The 5,642-nt window shown below is 69.1% G+C and carries 4 protein-coding genes; 1 reads left to right on the top strand and 3 read right to left on the bottom strand.

Going from position 1 to position 5,642, the window contains the following annotated elements:
• Positions 1-148: 148 nt before the first annotated feature.
• From SACHA_RS0113625 to SACHA_RS0113615, 3 genes are all read right to left on the bottom strand, one after another.
• Positions 149-1,198 carry a class I SAM-dependent methyltransferase gene (locus SACHA_RS0113625; protein WP_028663167.1) on the bottom strand — a complete coding sequence of 350 codons (1,050 nt, stop codon included), beginning with the start codon at positions 1,196-1,198 and terminating at the stop codon, positions 149-151.
• On the bottom strand, positions 1,195-3,852 hold the full coding sequence (locus SACHA_RS0113620; protein WP_019810687.1) for an HAD family hydrolase: 2,658 nt from the start codon (positions 3,850-3,852) through the stop codon (positions 1,195-1,197). Before SACHA_RS0113620 ends, SACHA_RS0113625 begins: the two co-directional genes overlap by 4 nt.
• Positions 3,853-4,186: 334 nt before the next feature.
• Positions 4,187-4,810, bottom strand: coding sequence for a MerR family transcriptional regulator (locus SACHA_RS0113615; RefSeq protein WP_028663166.1), 624 nt, complete (start codon positions 4,808-4,810; stop codon positions 4,187-4,189).
• A gap of 102 nt (positions 4,811-4,912) precedes the next feature.
• Here SACHA_RS0113615 and SACHA_RS25500 point away from each other — a divergent pair.
• Positions 4,913-5,642 (top strand): hypothetical protein (locus SACHA_RS25500; protein ID WP_019810683.1); only part of this gene is annotated, 730 nt, incomplete at its 3' end.

Raw genomic sequence — 5,642 nt, 5'->3', positions numbered from 1 at the left:
GCTCGTCCTCACCGCCGTGGCCGTGTTCGTCCTCGCCGCCGTGGCCGGTTTCGCGCTCACCCGGATCCTGGGCGGCTGAGCCGCCCCCGGACATCCCCGCTGTGGGCGCCGGACCGGCGGGTCACCACCGTCGCGGTCCACTCGCTACTCACCTCGGCGAACGGCGCCACATCCCGCGCACCGCACGCCGGAGTACCCCCGCGAAATGGACGGCGATCTCCCGGGGTGCTCGTCCTCCGCGTTCGTGCCGGATCCGCGGACTCGCACGTTCGGCCGTCAACGTGTCGATCTCACGACACTGCGCGGAGATCGTGTCCGCCATCCTGTCCGCGTTCCGGGCATGCACCGCGGCCTCGTGCTGGAGTTGGAGGACCCGGGTATACAACGCGATCCGGTTGTTCTCCATGGCGGCGAGCAGACCGGATCCGCTGTAGGGCCGGAGGTCCCGCATCAGGGAGGAGCAGTGCGTCGAGGCACGCCGAACCAGGACACCCATCCCGAAGATCGCGGGAACCAGTTCCAGGTGCCACGGGTCGTCACCGAATCGCCGGAGAACGTCTTCCACGGCCGTGAGCACACCATTGCTGTCACCCCCGGCTCGCGTGGACGAGGTGAACGCGCCCATCCCGACGAATCCGGCCGGGGTCAGTTCGTCGTGCCACACGGTGGGTCCGTCCGTGCCGGCGGGATTGCGGTCCTCGGGGGGAAGCGTCGAGGGTTGATAGTAGAGGTCCCGTCGCGAACACGGCCAGAGGAGGTCGTGGCAGACGACCGTGGCGTCCGGGGCGTGGGTGAGGATCCATTCGAGCTCCCGGTGGACCGTCGCATAATTGTGGTCCCCGTCCAGAACGTAGAGATCCGCCACCGGAAGTTCGGTGAAGGCCCGGGGCGAGGGGGTCGTCACCAGCCGCAGTGCCTCGTTGCCGGCGAGAGTGGCGCGAAGCTCGTCCGTGGGACGCGGCTCGATACAGTACACCGTCGAGGCTCCGAGTTCGGCGTACATCCCACTGACCGCGCCGGACTCCACACCCACTTCGACCACCGTCCGGATGTCCCGGTGAGCGAAGACGATCTCGAAGATCTCCCGGAACAGTGCCATCGAGTGCAGCAACAGCGGTTGGTGACGTGCCCGGCGGGCCTGCGCATGCGGATCATCGCGGGTGCCGATGTCCTGCGGGCCGGGAGCGTGGGCTCTCATCGCCGAGCCGCCAGACGGCGGATGACCATGCGCGCGGCACCCGCGGCGATCCCGGCGACCCCCCGGGCCCGATACTCCGCGCGCGCTCGCCCCGACAGGCGCGCGACTCTGGAGGCCGGGGGAACCCTCGGGGTGAACCCGGACACCGCTTGCGGCAACATCGCGAAGGCGATGGTGATCCGTGCGGACGTGACCGGCGCGCCGGTCCGGTCCGCCAGGGGCAGCCACAGTGCCGCATGGGGGGAAGCGAACTCGACCATGTTGGCTCCGAGCCAGGTGCACTCGGCGAAGGTCAGCCCGGCGAAGTCGTCCGGCTTGTCCCAACGCAGAACCCGCGGTTCGGCGTCTCCCCCGGCGATCACCGTGGCCTCGATCCAGTCGACACGCACGATCGCGGGGCGCCCGGGGATGGCCAGGGAGACATCGGTCGCGCCGTCGGTCTCGAAGTTCATCCGCGCGAACGACAACCCGTTGTGGTTGATCCGGACGCGTCGGCGCGGGCCGTCGTGCCACCGCTCGTCCGGGGTGCGGAACCGGAGCCGGGTCTCGGACGGCTCCCCGGCGGGCTCGAACATGCCCGGGTCCACGAGCCCGTTCGCCAGCGCACGGGCCGCAGCGCTCAACCGGGTGTCCGAGGCTGCGATGAGGGCGGGCCAGAACGCGTCCCGCATTCCCAGGTCGTCGAGGTCATTGGGCGACAGGTAGGGAACCGCGGGCCGGAGGTCCTCGGGGAGGATACGGGTGACCACGGAGGATCCGAAGTTGTCGTCGTGTGCCCAGTTGCCGAACACGGCGGCCTCGTCGGTGGTGGGGACCTTCAGGGCGGCGGTGAGTATGGTGGCCAACCGGTGCCTGGCGCTGTGGGTGAGCTCGGGCCAGGTACCGCCCGAGTGTTCGACGTAGCGGTTCCACTGCCGCTGGAAAGCCCGGATGCCGTCCTGGGTACTTCGGATCTCGGCATCCTGGGAGTCCGAACCGGCACGGGGGCCGAGGACGGGGGAGCCCTCGTCGGTGAAATCGACCAGCGAGCCGCACAGGGCGTTCGTGCATTGTTCGAGGGCCTCGGGGCTGCGACGGACCGCCTCGACGGTCTCGTGCGGCTGCCCCGCCTGGCCGAGGTATCCCGCTGCCGGCAGTCCGGCATGGTGAAGTCTGGTGGAACGCTCGTCGGTGGCCAGGTAGAACCCCGACACCCGGGTTCCGCTCTGGACGATACGCAGGGTATGCGCCAACTGGAGTTGGATCGTTCCGCCCCACCCGAGATCGACCAGGACGAGTTCCGGGCTGTCCAGCGCCCCGCTGTCGCGCAACGCCCGGAGGAGCCGCTCCCGCGCGGCGGTGACCGCGACCGCGAGGCGGTTGCACAGATGTGGCGTCTCGGTGAGGGCGGCGCTCATCCGGTCGACGATGTCGTCGTGATCGAGAACGGTGTCCAGTTCCCCGGCCAGACCGGGCACATCCCCCGGGCGCAGGTGGAGTGTCGCCAGCAACCGGGAGACGGTCAGCCGGTAACTTCTGCGGACGAACTCGCGGACCGAGTCCCTGTCGAAGCAGTCGAGGGACGCGATCGACGTCACCTGACGCGACAACCACAGCGTCCTGGCTTCCACCTTCCATTCCCGTGACCGTGCCGCCTGATTGACGAGGTGGGAGAGCAACTCCCCCTCCCGCATCGGACACCAGACGACCGGGGTCCCGCTGCGGTGCGCATGGAACGCCACCCACTCGGCGAATCCGGTCAGCACCGGACCGAGTACCGAGGCCCCGTACCGCCACGCGGTACCGACCGCGGACGTGGTCGGCGCCGGGGCCATCCCCAGTGTCCGCGCGCGCAGGCTGGTCAGCCCGAAGTCACCGTGTTCGGGATCGAGGTGTGCCCCGAAGGGGCCGAACGTCTCCGCCGACTCCTGTTCCCGCTCCAGGACACCCGCGAAATCCTCGTCGATCCGTTGGTACGGCACGGTCCGCACACCGAGCGAAGCCGGGACCACCTGATCTGCGTGCGCGTCGTCGCCGACGTGCACGACCTGCTCCGGCCGACAGCCGAGCCCGTTCAGAACGATCTTCCACAGTCCGGATCCCTTGGCCGCGCCGTGGTGCTGCGACCGGAACACGCGGGCGTTGCGCAGGGTGTCCAGCTCCGGACGGTCCAGGAGGTAGGTGAGCTGTTCCTCGGTGAAGTACGTGTCCGAGACCAGCACGATCGGGACTTCGTACTTGTCGGCCAATCGGAGGACGTCGGCCATGTCGAGATCCGCGACGGTGAACGCACGTTCGATTTCGACCTCCGCCCGCACCAGTTCGTCGCGCGGTGTTCCCTCGAACAGGGACAGCGGCATCGCGTCCCAGATGTCGAACAGCGAGACCTCACTGCCCAGTGATTCGCTCCGGCCACGGGCCTCGTCCTCCGCGGCGACCCGCATGCGACGGAACGCGGTGTCGGTCAACCACGGGGGGCACCGACCGTCACGTCGCAGTCGTGCTCCCAGGATGCCGAACAGATCCGCCGGGTGTGGCACGCGCCGCCACAGGACGGTGTCGAATACGTCCAGGGACAGAACCGGGCACGCCCCGTCGTTGAGCACCCGGTGCAGGTGCTCCAGTTGCCGACGATTCTCCGCACGCCGGGATCCGAATGACGTCGAGAGCCGCACATCCGCCTCCTGTTCACAGACTGTGCGTGGGTGTCGCGGCACCGACACCGGCTCTGCACGGAATTGCGGAATCCGCGGTTCCGGCATGATTCAGCCCGGGCGGCAAGCGCGCGAGGCGAGAATCGACACGTTTCGGAACGACTATCCGGAACCGTCCACGACCCGGCATCAGTATATTCAGCAAAATTCTGGGAAAGAATAGCGCGTGAATGCGGACACGGTCAAACCGGGTCACCGACCGGCCCTCGAAGGAGTGAATCTTTCCGACGACAGATCGGATCGGGCGGTCCTCATTTCGCAGGCGTGTTCGGCCGTCGGCGCCGCCCCGACAGCGTCACTCGAACCGTCGGGCCGAGGCGCCGCTCTGGGCGAGCCGGCGCAGGACGACCAGCAACGTGTCCCCGAACACGGTGCCCACCACCGCCGATTCGACGACGGACTCGGTGGAGGCCAGCCGGGAGACGTAGTCGAGATCGGCCTCGGCGATCTCCTCGGCCGCGTCGGCGTAGCGGTCGACCATGGACGCGAGTTCGGGATAGCCGAGTGAGCGCACCGTGCCGAGCACCCCGACCAGGGCCCGCACCACCGGTGAGTCCTCCCCGGGCTCCCACCCGCGCTCGGCCATCAGCGTCCCGACCTTCCTCCGGGCCCAGTCCGCCGACTCGTCGTCCACCTCGGCCCCGGTCAGCGGCAGTCCCTGCTGCGCGAGCCGCAGCACCTCGTGCAGCGAGGTGTCCTTTGCCTCCATGGCGGCGAGGACCTCCTTCACATCGGCGATGGACAACCCACCCACGTCGAGCAGGGCGCGGACCAGGCGCAGCCTGCGGACGTGGCCGTCGTCGTAGCGGGCCTGGTTGCGCCCGGTGCGTTCACCGGCATGCAGCAACCCCTCGCGCAGGTAGTACTTGACGGTCGCGACCGGGACACCGGACTCCCGGCTCAGCTCGGCCATGCGCATGCTGCGGCCTTCCTCTCGGGGAACACTGGCGAACCCTCCCTGGATAGTGTACCTTCCTATTATAGACAGCGATGCTATCCACTATCCGGATGGGTGGTACCCATGCGCACCATTCGACCGTCCGTACCGGACACCTGGCACCGGCCGATGCTGCTGTGCGCCGGTGTCATGGCCGTCCTGGCCGTCGTCTCCGGGGCCGGACTCCTCCTGGACGACCGCGTGCTCCTCGGGGCACCGATCTGGCTCAAGCCGCTCAAGTTCGCGCTCTCCCTCGGCATCTACTGCCTCACCTGGTCCTGGCTGTACTCCCTGCTGCGGCGCCGACGGACCACGGCGTGGCGGGTGTCGACCACGATCGTGATCCTCGCGCTCGTGGAGTACGCGATCATCGTCGCCCAGGTGGTGCGCGGCACGACGAGCCACTTCAACGTCAGCACCCCGCTGAACTCCACCCTGTTCGCCGTCATGGGCGCCTCGATCGCCGCGATCTGGACCGGCACGTTCATCCTCACCGTGCTGCTCGTGCGCACCCCGGTCGCCGACGCGGCCACGCGGGTGGCACTGCGGTCCGGGGCGGTGCTGTCCCTCATCGGCATCGGGCTCGGCGCGCTGATGACGCGGCCCACCGCGGAACAGACCAGGCAACTCGGCAACGGGACCTTCCGCGGGGTGCTCGGCGCACACGGCGTCGGCGTGCCCGACGGCGGCCCGGGCATGCCGCTGACCGGGTGGAGCACGACCGGCGGCGACCTGCGCATCCCGCACTTCGTCGGGATGCACGCGCTGCAGGTGCTGCCGCTCGTGGTCGCCGTCCTCGTCGTCCTCGCCCGGT

Source organism: Saccharomonospora halophila 8 (assembly GCF_000383775.1).
Classification (GTDB): Bacteria; Actinomycetota; Actinomycetes; order Mycobacteriales; family Pseudonocardiaceae; genus Saccharomonospora; species Saccharomonospora halophila.
Note: the sequence above shows the minus strand (reverse complement) of the source record. Positions and strands in the feature narration are given on the sequence as shown.

Bases quoted from the DNA above. Each gene is read 5' to 3' on its own strand.
- SACHA_RS0113625 (WP_028663167.1), bottom strand. From the start codon at position 1,198: ATGAGAGCCCACGCTCCCGGCCCGCAGGACATCGGCACCCGCGATGAT.
- SACHA_RS0113615 (WP_028663166.1), bottom strand. From the start codon at position 4,810: ATGCGCATGGCCGAGCTGAGCCGGGAGTCCGGTGTCCCGGTCGCGACC.